The organism is Natronocalculus amylovorans (genome assembly GCF_023638035.1).
Lineage (GTDB): Archaea > Halobacteriota > Halobacteria > Halobacteriales > Haloferacaceae > Natronocalculus > Natronocalculus amylovorans.
The window spans coordinates 42617-65453 of record NZ_JAKRVX010000005.1 but is presented as its reverse complement, the minus strand read 5'-3'; the positions used below and the strand labels follow the sequence as shown (position 1 = coordinate 65453).

Here is a 22837-nt window from a genome sequence, read left to right as displayed (position 1 = left end):
TACGTTAGTGTATTGTTAGGTTATGGGTTTCTCATCTTATAACTTGTTGGACAAATGGGCTTTCGGTTGATCAGTAGACTCACCAGTGACCAGTCTTTAGCTCGAAGAGAACCGCCATATAGCGCGCTGAACTGGTTTTGGTGCTTAAACAGATCTTCAAGAAGTTGACTTCGATAGAGTACCTCCTCTCGCAATCTATAAGTCATTATCGTACTAATGATTACTTAGAGTATGACCTTTTACAATCGGGTTGAAGAACTCGAGGCCCTCAATAGTTCTTTCGAGTCCCCAGGCCATGATTTCATTGTTATATACGGGAGGCGACGTGTTGGGAAGACTGCGTTGCTCAAAGAATTCTGTGCCGATCGACCGCATATTTATTTTTTAGCCGCACAAGAAGCCGAGTATCGACAACGCGAGAAATTCGTCGACAAAGTTGCAGGCTACTTCGACGAACGTATGCCCCGAATTGACGGGTGGGACGAGGCCTTCGACTATCTTGGAGACAAACTTGACACTGAAGATCTCGTAGTAGCAATCGACGAATTCCCGTATCTCGTTGCCGAGAACGATTCGCTCCCGTCATACCTGCAGGGATTCATCGACGAGCAACTCCAAGACACTAATTCAATGGTGGTTCTCTGTGGATCGAGTGTGAGCACTATGGAGTCTGAGGTTCTGGGCCACGAGAGTCCGTTGTATGGTCGACGAACTGCACAGTTTGATGTACAACCGTTCTCGTTCAAACAGGCCCGAAAAGTCATGGACTACAATATGGCAGACTCGATTCGGTCCTACGCAATTACTGGCGGGACGCCAATGTACCTCACCCTCTTCGATTACGACCGATCGATTGCCGAAAACGTAAGATCTCAAATCCTGTCGCCGACAGCAGTGCTGTACAACGAACCGGAGTTCCTTCTTCGGACAGAACTCCGGAATCCCGCCCGGTATATGAGTATTCTTGAAGCTGTTGCACTGGGTCATACGACTCCAAACGAGATTTCAGGTGCGACAGGGATCGATGTTGGTCCGTTGTCGAAATATCTCCAAACGCTTCGGCGTCTTCGGCTCCTCGATCGCGAAGTTCCTGTGACTGCCTTGGGCAAAAAATCGAAACGATCGCGTTACCACGTTGCTGATGAGTTCCTCCGGTTTTGGTTCCGGTACGTCGAGCCGAACCGATCCAGCATTGAGGAGGCTCCTGAAATCGTATACGATGGAACGATCGAACCGGACCTTCCGACTCATGTTGCGAGTACATTCGAGAATGTGTGTCAGGAAGTCGTCTGGGAAGGCATTCGAAATGGAGCGTTTGAACCGTACTCGGAAGTTGGTCGGTGGTGGTACGGGGAAGACGAGATCGACATCGTCGGTCTCTCGCCGACCGATAATCGAATTTTATTCGCCGAGTGCAAATGGACCTCAGAACCAGTTGGGGAGGCACTCGTAGATAATCTGCAGGCAAAGGCCCCAAAGGTCCGATGGGGGCCCGACGATCGAACAGAGGAGTTTGTGCTGTTCTCGAAAAGCGGATTTGTCGACGGCCTCGAAGAGCGTATAGGAGACAACTGGTCTCTGTTTGCGCTCGCCGATATCAATGGTCACCTGTCGACTGACTGACTGACTTTATACGAACGTCGACTGCTTTGTGGACTGAGCGACGCTTGACGATACCCGGAGTCAGTGATGAGAGCTCGTCTCGGCATTCGCTGGTTCACAGAATAACAAGGCGGATGCCACGGGGCTTGACCGGGGTTGTTGACGACTGGCGATTCCTCGGTACAGTACATCGAAGAGCACGAGAACAGAAATCACTGGTGTGACATCCTCCCCGTCGTAAACGACGGGGCTTCCCACACGGTGGGAATGCCAGTCAGTCGTCGTCACCAGAACCGTAGGTTCTGGTTGGCCCACGAGACATAGTCTCGTGAACGCTGGCTGTAGGTTTCGACTCTCGAAACGTTGTAAGTGTCATCTGCGAGGGTGTCTCGCTCTGCTCACACTGAGTCGTGGCCGTGTCACAACGGCTCCCGTCCTGTGGCGAGTCATCGCCTGCCTGTTTCCACGGCAAGCTCTCTCCCCACGGGTCTACGCGACGTGCGATGTTCGCACTCGCGTTGATGTCCGCTTGGAACGTCGATACGTGGCACTCTGGATTCTTACACTTGAACTCGGCTTGCCGAGGTCGATACCCGATGTGCTTGCACGAGTGACACGTCTTCGAGGTGTACTGCGGGCGGACGTATCGAACTGGAATACCGGCGTCCTTCGCCTTGTCCTCGATACGACCCTGCAACCGAGCAAAGGCCCACGAGTGCAGGCGACGGTTCATATACTTCCCATAGTCCAGCGACTCACGGATATACGCCAAGTCTTCCATCACGATGACGGGGTTCTCAAACTGACGGGCGTACTCCACAGATTCCCGAGACGCCTTCTCGATGATGTCCGTGAGCCGGTTCTGGTAGTACGAGAATCGCTCCTCGATACGCCACTCGGAGGCGTCTCGCTCTTGGAGTCGCTTGAGTGTCGTGAACATCTCCTTGCGGATTTGTTTGGCCTCTTTCCCGGTGATGAGAAGGGGTTTCGTGGGAGTGTCGTGTTGGAGGGCACAGCCCGTGACCAACATCGACTCGCCAATATCGAATCCAACCCGAGTCGGGTTCTCGGGAAGTTCGGAGGTGTCCTCGATTTCGTATTCAACGGTGACGTGGAGCGTCCACATCTTCCGGTGTTTCTGCAACCGAAGTTCGCCCACCTTGGTACTCGACTCGTCATCGAGCATCTCGTCCCACAATTCTTGCTGTTCGGGGTTCGGTCGGAGTGGAATCCAGAAGTTGGTTCCGCGACCGGGTTGCGGAACGTTCCAACAGATTTCGTACTCACGCGAGGTGTCGCGGTCGAACTTCCCGGCTCGGTTCACGAACCTGAGCGGGTGTTCGTCGCCCAACTCGTTGGCGTTGTACGTGTTGTGGAGTTTCGGGACGTAGGATTTGAGAGCGTCTTTCGCTTGGTACGGTAGGTTGTACGGCGTCACCACGTCGTTCGTGGCACTCATCGTCGTACAGTCTTGCTCGAAGGCGTCGTTGAGTGCGTCTCGGTATTCGGACAGCGTTTGCTGGAGGCGTTGCTCTTTGCACCGCGTGGGTGGTGCGAACGTGGCTTCCAGCGTCTTATTCGCCGTCTGAGTCGTTGACATCGTAGCCTTCAGATTCGAGTGCTTTGCGGAGGAGTTCGGGGTACGCTCGTGAGTGGCGTATCCCGTTATCGCGGGCGTATTGCTTCACGGCCTCGTGAAGTGGCCCGCCTCGATCCATATCGAAGTCGGCTCTCATTCGCCTAAGCGTAAGTTTCTATGTAAGTTAAAGCTAACGGTCGGCATTCGGGCTGGCTGTCAGAACGTGGTTAGTTCAGCCATTGTCGGATTCCCTCCTTGCAGGAAGATGGGCCAACCGTTCCGTTGCAGACGCTGCACACCGCAGGCGTCTCTGGAAGCGAGAGTACAGTATTGTGCTCACGGAGTGTCTGTAGCTGTCCAAGCACGCCACGATCGGTCAGGAGCACAACACTGTATTGCTCATCTGTCGCAAGCGATCGATCGCGGGTGAGGAGTGTCCGACCCGTTTCGATCGCAAACTGTTGTATCTCTTTGTCCGCCTCCAACCCCTCGTCATGGACAGATACGGTATCGTAGCCACACATTCGGAGATAGCGTGCCAGCTTGCCACACATGGCATCGACCACAAATCGGTGTTGCTGTCGCGGTGAGTCTGTCATCAATGGAGGAACGATCGAAGTTCGGACGGAGGGAGGCAGTTAATAACGTCTGTACCCTCGGCCCACCCGCGACGAGCCGTGTAGACACCGTATCGAAGATACTCGAAGGAACCGGGACCATGTGCGTCCGTGTTGATGGAGATTGGTGCATCTGCGTCAACAGCTGCGCGGACTGCATCACCGTGCAGGTCAAGCCGCGCTGGGTTTGCGTTCACCTCAAGTGCAGTGTCGTGTTCTGCTGCGTGTCTGGCGAGTCGGACAAAATCAATATTGAGGCCTTCTCGGCTGTTGATTAGTCGCCCAGTCGGGTGGCCGATAATATCCACTGATGGATGTTCGATAACCTGACAGAGCCGATCGGTCACTGTCTCGGTACCTCCGCTGAGCGCGCTGTGTGGTGATGCGACAACAATGTCTAACTCCGAGAGGATATCATCACCCGTACTGACACCACCATCTTCAGTGATATTCGTCTCGACCCCGGCAAACACTTCGATTTCGGCAGTATCGTTGAGCGCTTCGATCTCTGCACGCTGTTCTTCTAACGTCTCATCTGAGAGACCAACACCGCCGACAATGCCCGGCCCTGTTGCATGGTCAGTCACACAGTGGAATTCGTATCCACGATCGGCCGCAGCGGTGACCATCTCTTCGATCGAATACCGGCCATCGGACCAGTCTGTGTGCGTATGGCAGTCTCCCAACACCTCATCAACCGCGACAAGATTGGGAAGTGAGCCGTCAAGCGCGGCCTCAATTTCGCCAGTGTCTTCTCGTAGCTCCGGTGGAACGACCGGCATATCTAACGCACCATACATCTCTGCTTCCGTCGCTCCACCGAGCCGAACGCCTGCACGTTGGCTGTCTTCCGCTTCCGAAACAGCAGACACGTCAAAGATACCGTATTCGTTGAGTTTGAGCCCGCGATCGATCGCGACATTCCGAAGATGAACGTTGTGTTCTTTGCTCCCGGTAAAATACTGTAACGCTGCGCCGTACTCGTCGGGGACAACCACTCGAAGATCGACTCGAACGCCATCCGCCCGGACGCTTGATTTGCTTGTCCCGGCTTCGATCACTGAATCCGCAGTTGGCCACTCGGTAAAATACGCAACAACCGCTTCGCTATCGTCGCTTCCAACAAGCACGTCTACATCACCGATCGTGTCTTCCCATCGTCGGATGGAGCCTGCAACTTCGGCTTTCTCAACGTGCTCGTTCTCTTTGAGGTACGTGAGAAGTTTGTCTGCAACTGGGCGTGCATCACCAAGTCGTTCGCGCTCCTGTGACTGCTTGGCAAACGGTATATTCTCGAGAATGTTTGACTCCGTCTTTGCACCAAATCCTCGTATTTCCTGTATCTCACCTGCCTCTGCGGCCGTTTCGAGCTCTTCAATGGTCGTAATCCCAAGCGCGTCATAGAGGGTGCCAACGGTTTTCGGTCCGACCCCTTCTACCGCAGTGAGCCCTGCCATATCCACAGGGAGCTCCGTTTTGAGCGTTTCAAGCTCTTCGATCGCTCCAGTCTCAAAATACTCGACAACTTTCGCGCTGATTGCGTCGCCAACCCGGTCGATCTCTCCAACCGCATCTTCGCCGGTCGCGGCGAGTTGTTCGATCGCTTGTGGATAGTCTCTGATATTTTCGGCAGCCCGTCGATACGCATTTGGCTTGTACGAAACACCGGTTGCTTCCAATAGATCGGCAAACGTTTCCAGCTGTGTTGCGATTTCGTCGTTTCGGCTCATACTTACATTCGACCCCGTGTTCCGCTCATTTTGTCATCACCCAATGCCTTTTTGAGGAAGCTCATCCACCGTTTCGTGTCAACTGCTTCTTGTTTCTTTGCCTCCTGCTCGAGGTTAGCCGGACCAAGCTGCTCAAGTGCATTGAGTGCACGATCGATCCCAATGATCGCTTCGGCGATCGTTTCACCCTCCCCATAACTGACTTCGTTTTCGTCAATAAGTGAGAGGCGCTCGATCCGCTCGCGCCGAAGATTTCGTTTTGCGTGATCGACTCGTTCACGTTCGCCTGGTGGAATGGTATCTCGCCGCTTAATTTCGAAGACGAACTCACGGAGGTTGATCTCCTCGCCTTGAATCTCGATCGCTTCCGGGAGCGTGACACCCACCGTTGCACTATCCCGGTTGACCCGTTCGAGAAGCTGTTTCCGCTGATACTCTTTCACAGGTGTCTTTCGATCGGTTCGCACTTTGCTCCTTCGGCAAGCACCAATTACTCTGTCAACGATTCCGACGAGTATCTCCCTGAAACTGAAACTACTTATGTGAATCGACAGTATCTGATAACATGGGTCTGTTTGATCGACTTCGCGGCGACAATGCCCCGCGAGTCGCCTTTCTTGGTATCGACGGTGTGCCGTTCAGTCTGCTCTCTGAAAATCAGTCAGCGTTTCCAAACATGTCTGCGATCGCGAGTGAAGGTGCAGGTGGCAAGATTGACAGCATCGTTCCGCCAGAGTCAAGCGCGTGCTGGCCTGCGCTTACAACCGGTGTCAACCCTGGCGAAACCGGAGTCTACGGATTTCAGGATCGAGAAGTTGGCTCATACGACACATATGTCCCGATGGGACGTGATGTGCAAGCGACGCGCGTCTGGGATCGGGTGACTGAGGATGGACGAAACGCAAGCGTATTTAATGTCCCTGTCACATTCCCGCCACAGCGAAATATTCAACGAATGGTCTCGGGATTTCTCTCCCCAAGCGTTGAAAAAGCATCCTACCCCGATGAGCTCCAATCAACGCTGGATGAGCTTGGCTACATCATTGATGTCAACGCAAAGCTCGGCCATAAGGAGGATAAATCGGAGTTTATGAAGCACGCACACAAGACGCTTACACGCCGTTTTGAAACCTTCAAACATTACTTTGCAGCCGATGACTGGGATCTGTTCTTTGGCGTGTTTATGACCACCGATCGAGTCAACCATTTCTTGTTCAAAGACTACGAACAGGACGGACCAAACAAGGAGTTGTTTATGGATTTCTATCGACAGCTTGACGAATATATTGGCGAACTGCGGTCGATGTTGCCGGATGATGTGACGCTAATTGTTGCTTCTGACCATGGATTTACCTCGCTCAATTATGAAGTCCACTGCAACACATGGTTGGAAGAGAACGGTTGGCTCTCGTACACGGGAGACGAGCATCAAGAGCTGGGCGATATTAGCGACGACACTCGTGCATACTCGTTGATCCCTGGCCGATTCTATATTAACCTCGAAGGTCGTGAACCGCGTGGGTCGGTCCCAGAAGACGAGTATGAGTCTGTTCGTGCTGAGCTCAAAGAAGAGATTGAAGCGCTAACTGGTCCGGACGGAACCCCGGTCTGCGAGCGTGTCGTTGAAAAAGAGGCGGCCTTCCGTGGAGCGCATGATGCAATCGCACCTGATCTCGTCGCAATTCCAAACAACGGCTTTGATCTAAAATCCGGCTTCCGGGGCCATGAAGACGTGTTTGGGACTGGACCACGAAACGGAATGCATAGCTTCGACAACGCAACACTGTTGATTGACGATCCGGACGCGGCTGTTGTTGACGCTGACCTACTCGATATCGCACCGACTATCTTGGAGCTACTGGATATCGAACACAAACGAACCGAGTTCGATGGTGCAAGCCTTATTTAAATCGTTCTAAAAAAGATTCTCAAGTTCATCGTTTTGGAACAACGATTTCTGATCAACCTTCTTTTTGTCCTCTTCTTTCTGTTCTTTTGCGGCTTGTCGTGCACGTTCGATGAACTGATTCACCCGGTTTGAGCGTTCAATTCCCCCAAGCAGTATAAGCGCAGCAATTCGATCGGACTTGACTGGGAAGTCACCACCTCGAACCTGCATGCTGCCGGTTTCATCTTCAAGCCACCGCCGCGCCTTTTCGACACCTTTTCTAGAGATTCGCTTCGGCTCTCCAGCAATCACAAGCAGCGCTGAATCCGCATCCGTCGCACCAGGCACACTTGACCCAGTAAGGAGCGCATTTCTGGCAGCGCTCATCACGACGTTGATATTCTCTGCGGGGTCTTCCGCTGCTGGTGAGCTTGCGTACCCGAGTGCGGAAATGCCACCCGATCGGAGTGTATTGATCACTTCGCTTGTATCAACAACGCTTTCACCGACACCTTCGGTTGCTTCGCCAGCCGCAAACAAGAGACCAAAGCGCCGTGCAATGTTTTTATTAATTGCGTTGTATCCTTCACTGACGCTTTCACCGCTTGCCTTCCACGCGTCATTGTCAAGCAGCATGAGTGAATCTGCTTCCCGCGCAAGCGTCTTGAGCGATCGACCTGCATTTACCGCATACATCGTCCCTTCATCTTTCCCCGGAAGGACGCCAAGTGCATAGATCGGAACGTCGTACACCTTCTTGAGCTCATGGACGAGAACTGGTGCCCCGCCGGAACCGGATCCGCCACCTAATCCAGCTATGACAACGATCGATTCTGCATTTGCGTGAATCTTGCTGCTGAGTGTCCCCATCACCTCTTGGATATCTGATTGCATAACCTCAGCCCCAAGTTCGTTATCCCCACCGACACCGTGTCCGCTAACCTGTGATTGCCCGATTAGCACTGTCTCAATTGGAAGCGAAGAGAGATCCGTTTTTGCCGTATTGATTGCAACAGCATCAATAACTGAGTTAAAACCCATCTGAGCATCAAACTCGGAGAGGGCCGTGGCAATTTTCCCACCTGCTTGTCCCACGCCAACGAGAACTGTTTTCATGAGCAGTAATCCGTAACCGTGCGGCTTCAATGTTGCCCCGACCAGGATTTGTCCGACAGAGAACTAACACAAGGCAATGTTTTTCGGCACAACGGACCCACATCAGCGTATGTTATATGATGCGGTCGATGAGCCAGAGTTGGCCTCTCCAGAGTCGCTTTTGACAGCGTACTACACGCAGCTTCGAACGGTAATAGACACCGTTGGCGTATCGGTGGTTGCAAACGAGTCCGGTGTTTCAGCCGAAACGATCGATGCAATTGCAGCCGGCGAAACACCACGTGTTACAACTGAGGATGCAGCCGCAATCCTTGCTGTTTCTGATACGCACCCTGAGACTGAAGCGATCGTCTACGAACTTCGAGATCACCTTCTCATGGGAATGACGGCCGGAATTTTGAGTGTCGATGCGATCGCTGCAAAAATCGAAGTTGACCTAACCGGACAGGAAGTACAGCAAGCACTTGAGGGCCGAACAGAGATGACACTCGAAGCGCTTGCCGCGATTCAACACGTTATTGAAACGGCGAACAACTGATACTTATGAGTGAAACGGTTACAGAACGAGTGGACGTTGTGATCCTTGGCTGTGGGTACGTTGGAATCGAACTCGGAAAACAGCTTACCGACGCAGGATACAGTGTTGTTGGTGTCCGTCGGTCCGAAGACGGCCTCAATTCGATCGATGAAGCAGGGTTCACTGCCGTCGAGGGTGATGTTAGCGATCCAGATTCGTTGGCAAAGCTACCGGATGCACGATGGATCATATTTGCAGCCAGCTCAGGTGGGCGTGATGCGACCGCAGCAGAGCGAATCTTCGTTGAGGGATTGGAATCATCGATTGCAGCATATGGCTCGCGATCGAATCCTCCTGAGCGCCTTGTTTATACCTCAAGCACGGGAGTGTATGGCGATCATGATGGCGAGTGGGTTGATGAGTCAACACGAGTGAACCCAACAACAGACAAAACGATCGTCCTTGCCGAGGCAGAGCGTGTTGCCAGACAGTATGCAAAAGAGTATGGCATCGATGGAACGGTCGCTCGCTTTGCAGGGTTATACGGCCCCGATCGCTATCGACTCTCCCGATATATTGAGGGGCCAGTCACAGAGGGATACCTAAACATGATCCATCGAGATGATGCTGCAGGATCGATCACGCATCTATTGACAAACGATCTTGCACGTGATGAGGTTGTGCTTGTGGCTGATGACGAACCCGCTGACAAATGGGGATTTGCAGACTGGCTTGCTGAACAGTGTGGTGTTCAACACCCTCCAAAACGAACAAAAGCTGAACGCCTTGCAGCGGGCGACCTTTCAGACGCAGCGCAACGGCGGATCAAGACCAGCAAACGATGTTCCAATACAAAACTCCGTGAGCTTGGCTACGAGCTCCAGTATCCAACCTATCGAGAGGGGTACGCAGCAGCAGTTGCAGCGTTCAAGCGCTCCCAAAACGAGTAGCATCTCCGGCAATTCTATAGGCGGAGCAGGGCGAGAACCCCGACCCTTGAGGTCGGGGGTGAAGCCCGTCGAAAGACTACACATGCTCACTGCGATTGATGTACTGTTCAATCGTTTCTCGACTCACCTCACCTGCTGTTCCCACATAGAACGAACGCTCCCAACACCCACCGCCCCAATACAACGACCGCATCATTTCGGGATATTCTGACCACAATCTTCGTGCTGTCACGCTCTTCAACCGTGACACAATCTCACTTGGCGAGTGTTTTGCATGCGCTCCCAAGAACACATGAACATGGTCAGGAGAGATATGCAACGACCGCAACTCGTAGTCGTTCCGCTCGATAATCGCATGGAACTCCGATTCCAATGTCTCTGCAACGTAGTCGAAAAATGAGTGTCGATACCGGGGGCACCACACGAAATGATAGTTGATATTGTACACTGTGTGGTTTGAGCGAGTCGCCTCTATACACACTACACGAAGTAACAACATTTAAGTGAATACACTTCTAAGTATTTACTGCAAAAAAGATGACACGACGATTCACCGTCGATTTCGAGGAGGACTTCTACAAAGACTTCTCGAAGAAATGCATCGACGAAGACCGAACAAAAGCCGATGTCGTACGAGAAATCCTCCGAGAGTGGACGTACGACGAAGACACTGAGTGAGTAGCACGCATGGACATCGAAGACCAAGGCCTCACGAAAACCCTCCCACTCCAACTCCAGTTTTACGAAGAGGGTGATGAGGTGAAAGTCTTCGAGTCCACACAAGAATCGCGCTCAGTGTACAACGACACCATCCACCTCGCCAAACAAGGCGCAGACTGGGATGACATCCGTCGCCAGATGGAGCAAGACGCCACCCTCGTGAAGAATAACACTCAGTTGGTCGTCAAGAAAGCTCTCGAAGCGATGGAGAACTACTACGAATACGACGACTACAACATTCCCAGTCACACCAAAACTGGGCTATACCCTCTGCGGATGAACCACAAAGAAGGATATACGCTCTCACTCACCGACGACGGTGACGTTTCGTTCCGTATCTCTCCGAAACCATATCACCCAGTTCGGGGGACACTCGTTGGAGACCCGGTGCATCTCGACGTGCTAAAAGCCGCGTTGTCGAGTGGCGAGTGGAAGATAGGGACGGCTGAAGCCCTCTTTACAGATGGCCGTGCTGAACTTCACGTCAACGTCACCCACCAGACGCAGACCGTTCGAGACAAAACCGACTCGAAGACGGTGATTGGAGTGGATGTGAACGAGGATAACATCGCGTTGACAGCGATGAATGAAACGGGAGTTCTCGACACGCTTGTTATCGACTTCCCCGAAATCAAGTCTGAGCGTCATCGCTATTTCACGATAAAAAAGCGGATGCAGAATGCGGGGAAGCTGTCGTACAAGAAGGTGGTTCGTGACCGGGAGTATCGGTTCGTCCACGACAGGCTCCACAAACTGTCTCGGGCTGTAGTCGAGTTTGCGAAGCGGTTTCCTGACCCGTGCATTGCTCTTGAAGACCTCAAGGATATGCGTGAGTCAATCGACTACGGCACTCGGATGAATCGTCGGCTCCACGCGATGCCGTTTCGTGCAACGCAAGTGTTCATTGCGTACAAAGCAGCGTTTGAAGGTGTTCCGATTGCTTCGGTTGAAGCGGAGTACACGAGTCAGGGCTGTGCGTTGACTGCGTGTGAACACGCCGAGCGAGCGAATCGACGGCGGAAGCGATTCAAGTGTAAGTTGTGTGGTCACCAAGACCATTCGGATAGGAATGCGTCGGTGAACATTGCGAAGCGTGGATTGAAGAAGTGTTTGTTAGATGTGCCTGCTCTCAAGAGCCTTCCTCAAGTTCGGAAGGTGTCGTTCGAAAGATAGAGTCTTTCGTGATCACGAAAATCTTCGATTTTCGGACGACGACGGTGGGCATCGGGGCGTGTGAACCGCCCGGCCTCATCCCTCGTAACCGGTTGAGATGGCCTTGCTCTGGAACGGGTAGGCGTCAAGGTTGCAGGGAGTGTTAGCGATAATCTGAGGGAACCACGAAGAAGCCCCGACCCTTGTGGTCGGGGTTGTTCACAATATCTCAGGTGGGTTATGACCAGTATCTGAGGACAAAAAACGGGGAAAGTTGATACCAGATGCCACTGATTATGTGTCATATGCGGACCGCAGTCGGCACCGGGGACCTCTACGCCGAAGCAACGGAGTTTGCACAGACACAGCCGGAGTTTGTCGTTGGAGCGGCGCTTCTGTTCGGTGCTGTCATCTTGTTTGTGTACGCGATCGTACGCTGGCGACGGCCTCACGGAAAACGATTTGCACGGCTTCTCAAAGAGCGAGATGAGATTTCGATTTTAATGCACCCAAACCCGGACCCAGATGCGATGTCGGCTGCAACGGGCGTTGCTGCGCTTGCAGAGCAGTTCGATACAGACGCAACAATCCAGTATGCCGGACAGATCAGACACCAGGAGAACCGTGCATTTCAGACTGTTTTGGATCTCGATTTTGACGTCATTGACCACGTCACCGACCTCGCTGCAGAAGATGTCATTCTTGTTGATCATAACGAGCCACGTGGGTTTACGGGTGCAGATGGTATCCTCCCGATTGCGGTGGTTGATCATCACCCCGGGGATGGTACCGGTGAACTGTTTACTGATGTCCGAACCGACTACGGTGCCTGTGCAAGCATCATCGCGGAGTACTTCCAAGATATTGGTGCCGTTCCAGTTCCTGCAGATAGACATACAAGCGAGACTGGTGCTCGCTACACAGTTCCGTCTGCAGTCGCAACGGGGCTCCTTTGCGGGATTTTAGCAGATACGAACCGGCTCACTGTGGGTGCAACAGGTGCGGACTTTTCGGCAGCATCATATCTGTATCCTGGTGTGGATGATGATCAACTCGATCGGATCACCAATCCTGCTGTCGATGCAGAAGTGCTTGAAGTGAAGGCACGTGCCATTGCTGGTCGAAAAATCCGTGGTTCGTTTGCGGTCTGTGATGTGGGGTCGGTCTCAAACGCAGATGCAATTCCACAAGCTGCAGACGAGCTCATCCGGCTTGAAGGAGTCACTGCGGTTGTTATCTGTGGAGAACGTGAGGGAACACTGCACATCTCTGGTCGATCACGAGACGATCGCGTACATATGGGGAAGGCCCTTGAGACCGCAGTTGAGCCGCTTCCAAATGCCGGTGCCGGTGGCCATGCACGAATGGGTGGTGGAACGATTAACATCCAGCCCGGGCTACCAGATGGCGGAGACACCGGCCCTGAAACGCAATTTTCACGCGATTCGTTCACTGATCGGCTGTTTAAGGTGCTCGCTGGCGATATCTAACATCGAATTCACGGCGCGGACAGCACGCTTTTCGAGCGTGAGAGATAACAGCGTGTATGGGTACCGCAAGCGGAACATGGGGGTATCGTGACCGATTTGGTGGGTCATATGGACGAACCTACTTTCGGCGATACCCGCCGGGTGTCTGTTCGAGTATTGGAATTGGGACATATCTTGGTGCACCGACTGAGGTACAAGATGCTCGGTATGCTGAAGCGCTATCGAGCGGTCTCGAACATGGGATCAATGTTATTGATACCGCCATCAACTACCGCTGTCAACGAAGCGAACGGGTAATTGGAGCAGTATTGAAAGAGACATCGATCGATCGAGCGTCGATCGTTCTCACAACAAAAGGTGGCTTTCTCCCGTTTGATGGCTCACGCCCGGAGAATCCAAGTGCGTATATCCAAGACCGCTTCATCGATACGGGCCGTGTCGACCCAGCAACACTTGTGCGGGGGAGTCATTGTATCGCGCCGACGTATATTTCCGACCAACTCGATCAATCGCTCTCAAATTTAGGTGTCGAGACAATTGATTGTTACTACGTCCACAATCCGGAGACACAGCTACTCGAACGCGATCGAGAGACCGTCTCCCAGACGCTTCAATCAACATTTGAACTGTTGGAGCGCCGCCGAAAAGCAGGTGATATCCGACAGTACGGTGTGGCGACATGGGATGGGTTCCGTGTCCCAACTGATCACGAGCAGTACCTTTCGCTGCCAAAACTGCTGACGATCGCACAAGAAGCAGCCGATCGAGTCGGTGTTGATGAACATGGGCTGACGACGTTACAGCTCCCATTTAATATCCATATGTCGGATGCATTCTCACGGAAGAATCACACGTACACGATCGATGGAGAGACACGACAACTCAGCACGCTTGAAGTCGCACACGAAGCGGGACTGTTTGTGTTTACAAGTGCAAGTCTCGGGCAGGGCGAACTTGCGAGTGGGATCCCTGCAGACGTTGGTGCACAGGTATCCGGTGATACAGCTGTTCAGCGAGCGATCAACTTTGCTCGTAGTGCACCGGGAGTGACCTGCTCGCTGGTTGGGATGGGAACGCCGGATCACGTTCCAGAGAACGCAGCTGCAGGGACGTTTGATCCGCTCGGCGCAAGCGCCTTCGATGCAGTGTTTGAGTGAGTGCGAACGTTGATTGTCTCTGCGCACACACCACGTAGTAATGACACTTCAGATCGCGCTCATCGCACACGATAAAAAGAAATCAGATCTGATTGAATTTGCCCAAGAACACCAGGAGACGCTTTCCCGTGCGGACATTATGGCAACTGGGACAACAGGAAAGCGACTCATGGAAGCAACCGACCTAGAGGTCGATCGGAAAGAATCAGGGCCGTTGGGTGGTGACCTCCAGATTGGCGGGAAAGTTGCAGACGGTACCTGTGATGGTATTATTTTCCTCCGTGATCCGCTCCGTGCACAGCCACACGAGCCAGACATATCCGCACTGCTGCGTATTTGTGACGTTCACGACGTTCCATTAGCCACAAACCTGGCTTCCGCAGAACACTTTATTTCCGGAATGTTCTCCTGAGGCGGAGTTATTATATCTGATCGACTACTGGTCATCTATATGACTGCTCTTCGTCGATCGGTTGCGATTGTCGTCATCGCGACCGTTGGTATCGGCCTGTTTTTATTGGCTGGTGTCTCTGCCGCCTCCGCATCGACGATTGGTGCAGCCGATGTGCAACCACAGGCCGAGGAGGAGTTTGGTCAGTGTTTCCCCGGGGAAGGATATTCGATTACGATCGGCTCAGAAGGGCCACAGATTGATTCGATCGTCCATTTCTCGCTGCTAACCAATTTAGGAGCGCCCGGATCGATGGGTATTGAGATGGCCGGGACAACCGGCGACGAGTATATTATTCTGCTTCGAGCTGGTGTGCTCTTTGAGGGTGTTGGAGAGCCAACTGCGTTCCTTGCCGATCCGATGGCCCAGTTTTCAGTCGCCTTCGAGTTTGATTTCTCGCTACCGATGTTTGCTGGGATGACTGGTGGCGACTTCAGCTACAGCGATGATGGTGCACCGATCGATGCACCGATCGGAGATGCCGTCTGTTAGGGAGAACTCTGTTTCCGTGTTAGTTCACGATAGAATGCCGTCGAGTACGTGGCATATACCGCAACGAACACCGCAGTCATGGCGATCAAAACGACCATGCCCCCGAGTTGAAAGCCGAATGAGACTGGCAAGAGTGAAAATGAACCCTCCGTCGGTGCAAACAGAAGCGAGATGCTCCCTGCAAGCAGTCCAAAGCCTGCACCACCGACTACCAGCAAGATCGTATAGCCAGTGACGCTTAGAATATTATTTCGGACCACACCGAGGCTTCGGGCAAACGCAGAGACAAGTTCGTAGTCATCCAGCACGATCGCATGCGCATAGAACTGGATGAGTGCAGTGAACAACAAGTAGCAGAAAAACAGTGCCACAACTGCGACACCGAGTACAACTATGCCAACACTCGCTTCAACAGGCGAGACAACAAGCGTCACGAATCCGATCGCAAGCACCAGCAGCATAGCCAGTCCAAACAGGACAGACGCACCGAGTAAGAGAATATATGCAAAGAACAGCCGGACGTAGTGGCGCTTTCCACCATCAAAAAATGTTGCTCGCGACGATTGGCCACTGAGTGCACGATCGGCCGCTGTAATGAGTCCACCTTGGAAAAACGGGAGGACAAACAGAAAGCCGAGATTCCACATCACAGAGACGACGAGGTTGAGTGTCGGATACTGTTGGGTCACGACCAGCAGCGATTGTGTGAGACCGAATGCAAGACCAATGGCGAGGAGGAGTGGCGTCTTGAGTACAGTGCGGACTGCGGTTGCGAATGATTGGAGGGCAGCCATATTGTACATCTCAAGACACATTTTAATGGCTCTATTGGTCTCCGAATTTGTCTACACTATCCTTTTTAACATGTCTGCAACATGTAGTATTAATGTCCGCTTTGAATGCTCCTCCAACCGAACTAGAACCCGTTTCGTGGGGGCCTGTTCGGTATATCCGGCTGTACTCCGTCTGTCTCGGAATTGCGGTTGCCTCACTTGTGGCAATTGCAGCTGTGGCGATACTGGCGGTACCCGCTATTGTTTCAGACGGTATTTCTCCGTCAACAGTTCTGCTTGTTGGGGTGTTATTCCTCGTTGGTGGACCGGCGTCTGCGCTGTATCTCATCTCCGGGTATCGAAACGTCTCCAGTCAACGACAGCGCGAGATCCGGCAGTGGATTCGACAGCACATTTCGGGTGTCTCCACACTGAGCCCGCTGTGGGTTACGATCGGTGGGAGTGGGATTCTCATTCTTACCTGGGGCGTGCTTGATGCTCCATGGCTGTTAATTAGTGGATCGCCGTTGACTGTTGGGCTCTTTCTCGGGATTGTCTTTTTTGCTAGCACTGGAACCACCTACACGATCGACCCGAATCCTGACAAGCCAGTTTGTACTGTCAGTACGGCAACTCGCGATCGATCGAACACACGACGGCTGGATGGGTTGTGTGGATTTCGGCGGATTTCGACGCCGTGTTGCGTTCTCTTTTTGCTTCGATCAAGGGGAAGCGCTTGGATCGCAAGTCCATATCTTTTCGTGGTACCACATGCGACTGCAGACGCAGTTGAAGCAGCATTGGCTACGATTGTGGAGACAAATACAGTTGAACGAGCCGATCGGGTCACTCGAGGTATCCTTTTTGTGCTTGGTGCGCTCTTTTTGTTTCTTCTCGGTGGGATTTGGCTCCTTACGAACGAGGTTTTTGTGCTGTTTCTATTGGGTTCCATTCTTGGACTTTTTGGCGTGTTACTGATTGTGCTCAGTTTCCGTATCTAGGTGCGATCGGCCGTTTTGTGTTCCACCCCCGCAATGATTCCGGACCATATACTGCAACAAGGAGTGTAGCGATCGCGATCGTCACCGCAGCAGCGAGCGGGGAAATACCACTTGTAAGCCCTACAACCTCTCCTGTAAGGTTGCCAAAAAAGTGTAATGAAATCACGGCAAGCACGCTCCGTTGGGTATTGTTGTAGACCCACGTTCCGATGATTGCAGTGAATACAAGACTTGGAAGGAACCACCATAATTGCGGGTCAAAGGTTGTCGTGCTGTAGTACCCAGTCATGTAGAACAGCGGGAGATGCCACAGTGCCCACACAGTTCCAAGGATCAAACTCGCTGTGAGTGCGCTCCACCGCGCTTGTAGCTGGTCGAACCAGTAGCCGCGAAGCCCGATCTCTTCGACGGTTGGAAACACGAATGCAACTGCGATGAGAAGCACAACGGCTGCTGGATCACTCAAGCGATCAATCGAAATGAGTGTAATCGGTGTGTCAGTGATACCGAGCACAAGGACGATGGCCGCGACACCCCATGTGAAACCGGGATAGTACAGGGTGATAATGAGCCACCATTGACGGGGAATTCGGTTGATTTCAGTGAGTCGTTGGACGAGATCAGTATACCCGTTCCATCCAGCAGTAACCCACAGGAGTACAACTCCTGCAACAACCGGACTCATGCCACCAAGAAGGAGCAAAAAGACGTTTGGGATCGACCACACCGGTGCATCGGAGAAAATAAGTGGAATCCAGAACAGCAGCGCCCATCCCAAATATAGGATCGGAAAAATCCACGGCTCATGCTGCTGGACGATCGATTTGAAGCGATGTGTTGGTCGAAAGCCCAGCCAGTAACCCATACATACGTATGGTCTCACATCGGTTTATGTTGGCTTCAGAAGAGCTGATATGTCATTTTTCGTCTGTTCGGTACTTCGAGAGTGCATTATGATCAATCTCGATGCCAAGCCCTGGCTTATTGGGCACTGAAAATTCACCGTCAGTTGCAGACCACTGTGCATCATCTTCGAGCAGTGACGATGCTGCGTGGATGTTGAGCGCACCGGTTGGATAGGTGATTTCGGGGGAGGCAAGTGTGAAGTGTGCGTTTGCAGCGAGTCCAATTCCGAGTTCAACCATCCCACCCATGAAACAGGTTAGTCCGTGCGCTTTTGCAACGGTTGCGACCTGCCGTCCGTTGTAGAGACCACCTGTTTTTGCCAGTTTGATGTTTACAATATCCGCTGCATCCTGTCGGGCGATCGCCGCAACATCACGTGGCGAAAAGCAGGCTTCATCCGCAAGGATCGGCGGTTTGACCGCTTCTTTGACCCGTCGGAGTCCGTTGAGATCGTCGTACGCAACTGGCTGTTCAACCAGTACGAGACCGTTTGCGGCTTCGTCAAGCATTCTGATCGTTCGAATTGCCTCATCTGGCATCCAGCCCTGATTTGCATCAACCCTGATTTTTGCATCCTCGACAACATCGGTGACTGCTGCGATCGCCTCCCGTTCACTGTCTGGATCATCACCACCGACTTTGATTTTGAAGGCGTTGTACCCCGACTCGAGAGCGTTGGCTGCGTCCTCTTTCATCTCTTCGGGTGATTTAATACCGATCGAATAGTGCAGGTCAATCGATCGATCCGCGTTCTTTGGCCCACCCAAGAGGTCGTACACTGGTCGATCAACGGTTTTCCCAAGGAGGTCATACAGCGCAATATCGACCGCACAGATGGGGAACGGCATATCGGAAATGCGCCGCTCCATCGTTTCGATCGTCCGTGGGATTCTGAACAGATCTGATCCAACGACGATCGGTTTTAGCTGCTCTTCGATAAGTGATGCACAGCTCTGTTGGGTCAGTCCTCGTGGCCAAAACGGAGTGGGAGCAACTTCCCCCCAGCCAACAGCCCCGTTTTCGCCTTCAATTCGGACGACGACATGATCATACGTATTTGTCTGTTGGTCGGATGCAAGCGAGAGGCTTGTCTCGTATGCAGTCGCTTCAGGTACTGAGACAGGGATAACTTCGAGATCGACGACTTTCATACTCTCTGATTGCGTAACCATGATAAAAGGTCGATGGAGCCGGAAGAACGGCTGGAGTAAAAAACAATCCAACACGTCGATGTTCGTCGTTGGCCGCTGGACACAGCTATTTATGTTCGGTATCTGAACTACGCCCAATGTTACTCGATCGGATCGTGTCATCTGTTGATGAACGAGAAGAGATGCTTTCTGCGCTTGCGCTGGATATCTGGGATCACCCACAGCTAGCGCTGGATGAAACGTATGCAGCAGCAGAAATTAAAGGAGTGTTAACAGATGCTGGATTTACGATCGAATCCGGTGTTGGAGGGATGGAGACCGCGTTTGTTGCCCGCTTTGGTGATGAAGGGCCGGTCGTTGGAACGATGGGCGAGTATGATGCGCTGCCCAAGCTTTCACAACAGGCAACTGCACAGAGAGAGCCAGTTGAGCCTGGCGCGCCAGGACATGGCTGTGGACATAATCTCTTTGGCGTCGGGAGTTTGGGTGCTGCGCTTGCGGTTCGTGATGCGATCGCTGCCGGTGAGCTAACTGGATCGGTGATCTACTTTGGGACGCCTGCCGAAGAGGTTGGCATTGGTAAACCGTTCATGATCCGAGACGGTGCATTTTCGGATGTCGATGCGATCGTTTCATGGCATCCCGGCTGGTTTACTTCGGCCAGAAAAGGGAGCAGTCTTGCTGTTGATAGCTGGGAAGTAACCTATAACGGTGTCTCTGCACACGCTGCTGCAGAGCCGCACGCAGGGCGAAGCGCGTTAGATGCACTCCAACTCGCAAACATGGGGATCGAACATATGCGAGAGCACGTCCCTGATGCAACCCGTATCCATTATGTAATCAAAGAGGGCGGTGCCGCACCGAACGTCGTTCCACCGGTTGCTCGCGGCGAATACTTGGTCCGGGCACCAACCCGATCGCACGTTGAAGCAATCAGCGAGTGGGTGACAGATATCTTTGAGGGCGCAGCGATGATGGCTGATGTTGATGTGACGATCCGTAAAACTGCCGCAGCATACAACGTGTTGCCGAATCACGCGCTTGGTGATCTTATTGTTGAGACGATGGACGAACTCGGGGGCTTCAGTGTGAGCGAGAGCGATCGACAGCTGGCTGCAGAGCTCAAGGAATCCATTGGCGATGTGTCAGGTGCAATTGCACAGCTCCCAACCGAAGACGCCCAACAAAAGGCGCAGACACAACCGCTGCTCACAGATCCTGTTGCACCGAATGATGTTGGGAAGACTGGGTCGTACTCCACAGATTCCGGTGACGTGAGCCATGTTGTCCCGCTTGGTCGAATGACGACTGCAACGTTCCCGGTTGGGACGCCACTGCACTCTTGGCAAGCGGTCGCTGCAAGCGGCAGTGTTGGAACAAACGGGATGTTGTACGCCGCAAAAACGATCGGCGGCGCACTTGCAACACTGCTCTCCGAACCAGCACGCATCGAAGACGCACAGAACGAGTTTGCCGATCGAACCGCAGAGATAGCGTATACATCTGGACTTCCAGCCGATGTTACCCCCGCAGATCTTGTCGATCGGTGATTACTTGTTGTTGATAGGTGCAAATAGTTAACTCCCCACATGTGGAGGGTCTGTCATGTCCAAGCTTCTTGCGGACAAGACAGCAGTGATCACAGGTGGATCGAGCGGTAACGGACGAGCGATCGCAATCCGGTATGCCGAAGAAGGTGCCAATATTGTCAACGCAGATATTCAGTCGGAGCCACGAGAAGGCGGCACGCCAACGCATGAACTCGTCGCTGATGAGTATGGTGTTGATGCAACGTATGTCGAGTGTGATGTCACCTCGATCGATGATCTGGAGGCTGCGGTAGCCGCAGCAGACGACTTTGGCGGGATTGATGTAATGGTCAATAACGCGGGTGTCTTTCGGGGTGAGGAGTTCCTTGAGACAACCGAAGAGGAGTATGATTTTATTATGGACATCAACGTTCGGGGTGTCTTCTTCGGTGCACAAGCAGCTGGAAAGCGACTTGTTGAAAACGGTGGGGGAAGCATCATCAACATTTCCAGCGTCGCTGGACTGCAAGGCTCTGCAGACTTTGTGACCTACTGCACCTCAAAAGGTGCAGTCCGGCTGCTGACGTACTCGCTTGCAGCAAAATTAGGGCCAGATGGTGTTCGCGTGAATTCAATTCACCCTGGTCTGATCGAGACGGCAATGACTACCGACGACGTCGCTATCTTCGGAACTGAAGCCGAGGAGGGCTATGTTTCAACGATTCCATCCCGGCGAGCAGGCCAGCCGGAAGATGTTGCTGACGCTGCATTGTATCTTGCTAGCGATCTCGCGGATTACGTCAATGGTGAGTCGCTTGTTATCGATGGAGGAATGGCTCATACACAGTGATGTGGTGAGCGCCTGAACTATCGGCAGAGATTATTCTTCTTTCTCTTCGTCAGCCTTGGCACTGGGGAGAAGGTCATCACTACTTCGTTTATACATCGGTTTACGGGCAAACGCGCGGATCCGTTCCATTTCCTCGTCAGTAATCATTGATTCGCGCATGTCTCATGAATAGCGTGACTGTGTACTTAACCGAACTTACCAGATACCAAAATATACACACATCCATGACTGTCATTAGCACACAATTACTTTGTATCTGGTTTGTACTCCGAAACTACGGCTTTGACAGTTCAGCGAGGGATATGGTATATGGTCGATCGTGTACTTGTACCCACAGATGGCTCTCCGCTCTCGTTTGCTGCGATCGAGTATGCCCTTGGGGTCTTTCCAACTGCAGAGGTGCGGCTTCTGCACGTTATTGATCCGAGGGACGTGTACTACTCATATGAGTCAAAAGTCGATCGTGTGTTCGATCTTTCCGGCCGAATCGATCCACATGAGCTCGATCGCATCGAAACCGAGACCACGGTTGGTTCAACGGGTCGCGAAATTGTAACCGCTGCCGAGGAGCACGACTGCAATGAGGTTATTATGGGTAGCCACGGACGAGCAGGTGTTGTTCGAGTTCTTCTTGGGAGCGTCACAGAGCAGGTTGCCCGGCGAAGCCATGTCCCGGTGACTGCATTTCGGTATCGAAATCGAGATGACTCGAATGCATCCACCGCAGTTACGCGCCCTGGAGCCAAGGTTCTCGTTGGAATTGATGACGCATCACAGGCACAACAGGCACTTTCGTACACGTTTTCTCGATTTCCCGACGCTTCAGTCACTGCATTGCATATTATCGATCCATACCGTGCGTGGTTCAGTGGGGGACGACCAATCTACAGCGAGCGCGAGTACGATCAAATCCGAGCTGCAGCTCAAGCACTCGTCTCGGATGCAGTCACACAAGGTGAGAATGTGGGTGTCTCGATCGAACCAGCCGTCGAAGCAAGCGAATCTGCAGCTAGAGGCATTGTCCAGCACGCGGACACACATGATATTGATCACATCGTTGTTGGCAGTCATGGCCGAGAGGGAATTGCTCGTATTCTGTTAGGGAGTACCGCTGAAACAGTTATGCGACGGGCAGGTGTCTCAGCGACGATCGTCCGGTAGCACAA

General features: G+C 52.7%; 24 protein-coding genes. 14 read left to right on the top strand and 10 right to left on the bottom strand.

Going from position 1 to position 22837, the window contains the following annotated elements:
- The first annotated feature begins 231 nt into the window (after nucleotides 1-231).
- Nucleotides 232-1623: an ATP-binding protein gene (locus tag AArcSt2_RS12265; protein WP_174654700.1), complete on the top strand. Its 1392-nt coding sequence runs from the start codon at nucleotides 232-234 to the stop codon at nucleotides 1621-1623.
- 253 nt (nucleotides 1624-1876) lie between these two features.
- On the opposite strand, the gene AArcSt2_RS12260 is transcribed toward AArcSt2_RS12265, so the two are convergent.
- The 5 genes from AArcSt2_RS12260 to AArcSt2_RS12240 form a co-directional block, all read right to left on the bottom strand.
- A complete protein-coding gene (locus tag AArcSt2_RS12260; protein ID WP_250585010.1) occupies nucleotides 1877-3202 on the bottom strand; it encodes an RNA-guided endonuclease TnpB family protein in 1326 nt (441 codons plus the stop codon).
- Nucleotides 3177-3338 (bottom strand): hypothetical protein, encoded by a 162-nt coding sequence (locus AArcSt2_RS12255; protein ID WP_174653310.1) that lies wholly within the window; start codon nucleotides 3336-3338, stop codon nucleotides 3177-3179. Before AArcSt2_RS12255 ends, AArcSt2_RS12260 begins: the two co-directional genes overlap by 26 nt.
- A 70-nt stretch (nucleotides 3339-3408) precedes the next feature.
- Entirely contained in the window at nucleotides 3409-3780 is a 372-nt protein-coding gene (locus tag AArcSt2_RS12250; RefSeq protein ID WP_250585008.1) for a DUF5615 family PIN-like protein, read from the bottom strand.
- Nucleotides 3780-5528, bottom strand: coding sequence for a DNA polymerase/3'-5' exonuclease PolX (gene polX / locus AArcSt2_RS12245; protein WP_250585006.1), 1749 nt, complete (start codon nucleotides 5526-5528; stop codon nucleotides 3780-3782). Before polX ends, AArcSt2_RS12250 begins: the two co-directional genes overlap by 1 nt.
- 2 nt (nucleotides 5529-5530) lie before the next feature.
- Nucleotides 5531-5971: a DUF5788 family protein gene (locus AArcSt2_RS12240; protein WP_250585176.1), complete on the bottom strand. Its 441-nt coding sequence runs from the start codon at nucleotides 5969-5971 to the stop codon at nucleotides 5531-5533.
- Nucleotides 5972-6093: 122 nt separating this feature from the next.
- Here AArcSt2_RS12240 and AArcSt2_RS12235 point away from each other — a divergent pair, with 122 nt between their 5' ends.
- Nucleotides 6094-7437, top strand: a complete 1344-nt coding sequence (locus AArcSt2_RS12235; protein WP_250585004.1) for an alkaline phosphatase family protein — start codon at nucleotides 6094-6096, stop codon at nucleotides 7435-7437.
- A 6-nt stretch (nucleotides 7438-7443) separates the two neighbouring features.
- On the opposite strand, the gene AArcSt2_RS12230 is transcribed toward AArcSt2_RS12235, so the two are convergent.
- Nucleotides 7444-8532 carry a tubulin/FtsZ family protein gene (locus tag AArcSt2_RS12230; RefSeq protein ID WP_174653145.1) on the bottom strand — a complete coding sequence of 363 codons (1089 nt, stop codon included), beginning with the start codon at nucleotides 8530-8532 and terminating at the stop codon, nucleotides 7444-7446.
- A 109-nt stretch (nucleotides 8533-8641) separates the two neighbouring features.
- Between AArcSt2_RS12230 and AArcSt2_RS12225 the strand changes: the two genes are divergently transcribed.
- Together AArcSt2_RS12225 and AArcSt2_RS12220 are read left to right on the top strand one after the other, a co-directional pair.
- Nucleotides 8642-9070 carry a DUF5791 family protein gene (locus AArcSt2_RS12225; protein WP_250585002.1) on the top strand — a complete coding sequence of 143 codons (429 nt, stop codon included), beginning with the start codon at nucleotides 8642-8644 and terminating at the stop codon, nucleotides 9068-9070.
- A 29-nt stretch (nucleotides 9071-9099) separates the two neighbouring features.
- A complete protein-coding gene (locus AArcSt2_RS12220) occupies nucleotides 9100-9999 on the top strand; it encodes an SDR family oxidoreductase (protein ID WP_250585174.1) in 900 nt (299 codons plus the stop codon).
- 76 nt (nucleotides 10000-10075) lie between these two features.
- Here the strand turns inward: AArcSt2_RS12220 and tnpA are convergent, their stop codons facing one another.
- The gene (gene tnpA / locus AArcSt2_RS12215) at nucleotides 10076-10474 is read right to left on the bottom strand and encodes an IS200/IS605 family transposase (RefSeq protein ID WP_250585172.1); all 399 of its coding nucleotides are present in this window, start codon (nucleotides 10472-10474) and stop codon (nucleotides 10076-10078) included.
- Between the two features lie 62 nt (nucleotides 10475-10536).
- Between tnpA and AArcSt2_RS12210 the strand changes: the two genes are divergently transcribed.
- The 6 genes from AArcSt2_RS12210 (at nucleotide 10537) to AArcSt2_RS12185 (ending at nucleotide 15461) form a co-directional block, all read left to right on the top strand.
- Nucleotides 10537-10677, top strand: a complete 141-nt coding sequence (locus AArcSt2_RS12210; protein WP_250585000.1) for a hypothetical protein — start codon at nucleotides 10537-10539, stop codon at nucleotides 10675-10677.
- A 9-nt stretch (nucleotides 10678-10686) separates the two neighbouring features.
- Nucleotides 10687-11892 (top strand): transposase, encoded by a 1206-nt coding sequence (locus AArcSt2_RS12205; RefSeq protein WP_250584998.1) that lies wholly within the window; start codon nucleotides 10687-10689, stop codon nucleotides 11890-11892.
- A 284-nt stretch (nucleotides 11893-12176) separates the two neighbouring features.
- A complete protein-coding gene (locus tag AArcSt2_RS12200; RefSeq protein WP_250584996.1) occupies nucleotides 12177-13361 on the top strand; it encodes a DHH family phosphoesterase in 1185 nt (394 codons plus the stop codon).
- A 56-nt stretch (nucleotides 13362-13417) separates the two neighbouring features.
- Nucleotides 13418-14518, top strand: a complete 1101-nt coding sequence (locus AArcSt2_RS12195) for an aldo/keto reductase (protein ID WP_174653148.1) — start codon at nucleotides 13418-13420, stop codon at nucleotides 14516-14518.
- Between the two features lie 40 nt (nucleotides 14519-14558).
- The gene (locus AArcSt2_RS12190; protein WP_250584994.1) at nucleotides 14559-14930 is read left to right on the top strand and encodes a methylglyoxal synthase; all 372 of its coding nucleotides are present in this window, start codon (nucleotides 14559-14561) and stop codon (nucleotides 14928-14930) included.
- Between the two features lie 39 nt (nucleotides 14931-14969).
- Entirely contained in the window at nucleotides 14970-15461 is a 492-nt protein-coding gene (locus AArcSt2_RS12185; protein WP_250584992.1) for a DUF7332 family protein, read from the top strand.
- On the opposite strand, the gene AArcSt2_RS12180 is transcribed toward AArcSt2_RS12185, so the two are convergent.
- A complete protein-coding gene (locus AArcSt2_RS12180) occupies nucleotides 15458-16255 on the bottom strand; it encodes a DUF7847 domain-containing protein (protein ID WP_250584990.1) in 798 nt (265 codons plus the stop codon). The genes AArcSt2_RS12185 and AArcSt2_RS12180 overlap by 4 nt on opposite strands.
- A gap of 92 nt (nucleotides 16256-16347) precedes the next feature.
- Here AArcSt2_RS12180 and AArcSt2_RS12175 point away from each other — a divergent pair, with 92 nt between their 5' ends.
- Nucleotides 16348-17235: a hypothetical protein gene (locus AArcSt2_RS12175; RefSeq protein ID WP_250584988.1), complete on the top strand. Its 888-nt coding sequence runs from the start codon at nucleotides 16348-16350 to the stop codon at nucleotides 17233-17235.
- Here the strand turns inward: AArcSt2_RS12175 and AArcSt2_RS12170 are convergent.
- On the bottom strand, nucleotides 17219-18100 hold the full coding sequence (locus AArcSt2_RS12170; protein ID WP_250584986.1) for a CPBP family intramembrane glutamic endopeptidase: 882 nt from the start codon (nucleotides 18098-18100) through the stop codon (nucleotides 17219-17221). The two genes, AArcSt2_RS12175 and AArcSt2_RS12170, sit on opposite strands and share 17 nt — an antisense overlap.
- 52 nt (nucleotides 18101-18152) lie before the next feature.
- Nucleotides 18153-19292 (bottom strand): mandelate racemase/muconate lactonizing enzyme family protein, encoded by a 1140-nt coding sequence (locus AArcSt2_RS12165; RefSeq protein WP_250584984.1) that lies wholly within the window; start codon nucleotides 19290-19292, stop codon nucleotides 18153-18155.
- A 137-nt stretch (nucleotides 19293-19429) separates the two neighbouring features.
- Between AArcSt2_RS12165 and AArcSt2_RS12160 the strand changes: the two genes are divergently transcribed.
- The 3 genes from AArcSt2_RS12160 to AArcSt2_RS12150 all read left to right on the top strand — a co-directional run bounded on the left by AArcSt2_RS12160 (nucleotide 19430) and on the right by AArcSt2_RS12150 (nucleotide 22832).
- Complete coding sequence (locus AArcSt2_RS12160; RefSeq protein ID WP_250584982.1) at nucleotides 19430-20842, top strand: amidohydrolase; 1413 nt, start codon at nucleotides 19430-19432, stop codon at nucleotides 20840-20842.
- Between the two features lie 55 nt (nucleotides 20843-20897).
- Nucleotides 20898-21671 (top strand): SDR family oxidoreductase, encoded by a 774-nt coding sequence (locus AArcSt2_RS12155; RefSeq protein ID WP_250584980.1) that lies wholly within the window; start codon nucleotides 20898-20900, stop codon nucleotides 21669-21671.
- A gap of 309 nt (nucleotides 21672-21980) precedes the next feature.
- Nucleotides 21981-22832, top strand: a complete 852-nt coding sequence (locus AArcSt2_RS12150) for a universal stress protein (protein ID WP_250584978.1) — start codon at nucleotides 21981-21983, stop codon at nucleotides 22830-22832.
- Nucleotides 22833-22837: the final 5 nt, after the last annotated feature.

Excerpts from the sequence above, each read along its gene's own strand:
- AArcSt2_RS12155 (WP_250584980.1), top strand. The coding sequence starts at position 20,898 with ATGTCCAAGCTTCTTGCGGACAAGACAGCAGTGATCACAGGTGGATCG.
- AArcSt2_RS12205 (WP_250584998.1), top strand. The coding sequence starts at position 10,687 with ATGGACATCGAAGACCAAGGCCTCACGAAAACCCTCCCACTCCAACTC.
- AArcSt2_RS12175 (WP_250584988.1), top strand. The coding sequence starts at position 16,348 with ATGTCCGCTTTGAATGCTCCTCCAACCGAACTAGAACCCGTTTCGTGG.
- AArcSt2_RS12265 (WP_174654700.1), top strand. The coding sequence starts at position 232 with ATGACCTTTTACAATCGGGTTGAAGAACTCGAGGCCCTCAATAGTTCT.
- AArcSt2_RS12250 (WP_250585008.1), bottom strand. The coding sequence starts at position 3,780 with ATGACAGACTCACCGCGACAGCAACACCGATTTGTGGTCGATGCCATG.
- AArcSt2_RS12225 (WP_250585002.1), top strand. The coding sequence starts at position 8,642 with ATGTTATATGATGCGGTCGATGAGCCAGAGTTGGCCTCTCCAGAGTCG.
- AArcSt2_RS12200 (WP_250584996.1), top strand. The coding sequence starts at position 12,177 with ATGCGGACCGCAGTCGGCACCGGGGACCTCTACGCCGAAGCAACGGAG.
- AArcSt2_RS12210 (WP_250585000.1), top strand. The coding sequence starts at position 10,537 with ATGACACGACGATTCACCGTCGATTTCGAGGAGGACTTCTACAAAGAC.
- AArcSt2_RS12260 (WP_250585010.1), bottom strand. The coding sequence starts at position 3,202 with ATGTCAACGACTCAGACGGCGAATAAGACGCTGGAAGCCACGTTCGCA.
- AArcSt2_RS12170 (WP_250584986.1), bottom strand. The coding sequence starts at position 18,100 with ATGGGTTACTGGCTGGGCTTTCGACCAACACATCGCTTCAAATCGATC.
- AArcSt2_RS12160 (WP_250584982.1), top strand. The coding sequence starts at position 19,430 with ATGTTACTCGATCGGATCGTGTCATCTGTTGATGAACGAGAAGAGATG.
- polX (WP_250585006.1), bottom strand. The coding sequence starts at position 5,528 with ATGAGCCGAAACGACGAAATCGCAACACAGCTGGAAACGTTTGCCGAT.
- AArcSt2_RS12190 (WP_250584994.1), top strand. The coding sequence starts at position 14,559 with ATGACACTTCAGATCGCGCTCATCGCACACGATAAAAAGAAATCAGAT.
- AArcSt2_RS12165 (WP_250584984.1), bottom strand. The coding sequence starts at position 19,292 with ATGAAAGTCGTCGATCTCGAAGTTATCCCTGTCTCAGTACCTGAAGCG.
- AArcSt2_RS12230 (WP_174653145.1), bottom strand. The coding sequence starts at position 8,532 with ATGAAAACAGTTCTCGTTGGCGTGGGACAAGCAGGTGGGAAAATTGCC.
- AArcSt2_RS12185 (WP_250584992.1), top strand. The coding sequence starts at position 14,970 with ATGACTGCTCTTCGTCGATCGGTTGCGATTGTCGTCATCGCGACCGTT.
- AArcSt2_RS12195 (WP_174653148.1), top strand. The coding sequence starts at position 13,418 with ATGGGTACCGCAAGCGGAACATGGGGGTATCGTGACCGATTTGGTGGG.
- AArcSt2_RS12235 (WP_250585004.1), top strand. The coding sequence starts at position 6,094 with ATGGGTCTGTTTGATCGACTTCGCGGCGACAATGCCCCGCGAGTCGCC.
- AArcSt2_RS12150 (WP_250584978.1), top strand. The coding sequence starts at position 21,981 with ATGGTCGATCGTGTACTTGTACCCACAGATGGCTCTCCGCTCTCGTTT.
- AArcSt2_RS12255 (WP_174653310.1), bottom strand. The coding sequence starts at position 3,338 with ATGAGAGCCGACTTCGATATGGATCGAGGCGGGCCACTTCACGAGGCC.
- AArcSt2_RS12180 (WP_250584990.1), bottom strand. The coding sequence starts at position 16,255 with ATGGCTGCCCTCCAATCATTCGCAACCGCAGTCCGCACTGTACTCAAG.